Below are 1,165 nucleotides of genomic sequence, written 5' to 3'. Positions count from 1 at the left end.
GCAGTTGCGAAGTGGATGACGGAGTATTCACCAGGAGCGAAGTTCTCGGTCGTCCGCAGCGTAACCGACTCGCTAGGGTTACCTACCGTAGTGTTGACCGAGGTGTAGATTGTTGCATCTCCGGTAGGATTCACCTGCGTTGAATCGCCGGTGAGACGCTCAAACAGTGAGATGATGTTTGTGTTTCCGTTGTACCTACTCGGTGGCAACTCGTTTCCGAAGAGGTTTGCACCCTCTTCGATGTCGGTTGCGCCTTCAACATCCTCGATACTCGAGTTGATGCTCTCAAGATTCGACCCATTGAGCGAAATCGACTGCTCTTGCTCGCTGAGTGTATTCTCGTCAAGCAGGATAACAGTATGTGAGACAGTATCGCTGTTAAGGCCCGTAGCGTTGACGTCGACGGTGACATCGTTTCCGGTCGCAGCGACGCCAGGGGTCTTGACCTGTGAGCTACTTTCCTGGACAATGAAATAGTCGAATCCGACGATGGTCACGTCGCTCTGAGCGGTCAGATTTCCTGATGCTGCGGGTGCGAGACCTGTCTTACTACTGTTTTCGACAAGAACTGTTGCAAAGATATACTGACCAGAGTTATCGGGCGTGAACTGGAAGTAGTTCGTACCCGAGTCACCGGTCGTCGTCTCGACAATACGACTGTTCGTATCTTCGCTAGACGTGATCAGTGATGCAACGTCACCAATCGAGCCAGGTTGCTTGGAACCCTTTTCGAGGTGAACTGCAACGGTCTGGATCTTTTCACCCTCAATAACACCGGGCTTTCCGACGGGACTGCCGTCGAAGCTGGTTGTCACCGGGGTCCCGTTTTCGAACACATAGAACTCGTTTTTCTTGAGTTGTGTTCCAACATCCCCAGCGTCAAGGAAGATCGACGTACTTTGGACCGTCGTCTTCGGGCTTTGGACGGAATCGAACCCATCGCCGTCTGCCCCCTGTGTGTATTGCCATGGCGTGATATGCGCCCTGAGTGGACGGATACCATATTGCCAGATTGAAATCTTGTCTGTACTATTGATTTTCAGATCCTCACTGACAGCCTGAGTTGTCGTCCCACCGAGGGACACACCTCCACTGTCGAGTGAGGCCGATGCATCTTGTGAGGCGAGGGCGCTCGCGCTAACGGGTCCTACCACCATGGATAGAA

The 1,165-nt window shown here is 52.8% G+C and carries 1 pseudogene; it reads right to left on the bottom strand.

What is annotated here, in order from left to right:
* Nucleotides 1-1,085: pseudogene (locus AUR66_RS18575) on the bottom strand (CARDB domain-containing protein); the annotation flags it as partial.
* Nucleotides 1,086-1,165: the final 80 nt, after the last annotated feature.

Origin of the sequence: Haloferax profundi (genome assembly GCF_001469865.1) — an archaeon.
Lineage (GTDB): Archaea > Halobacteriota > Halobacteria > Halobacteriales > Haloferacaceae > Haloferax > Haloferax profundi.
This window is presented reverse-complemented; position numbering and strand designations above follow the sequence as displayed.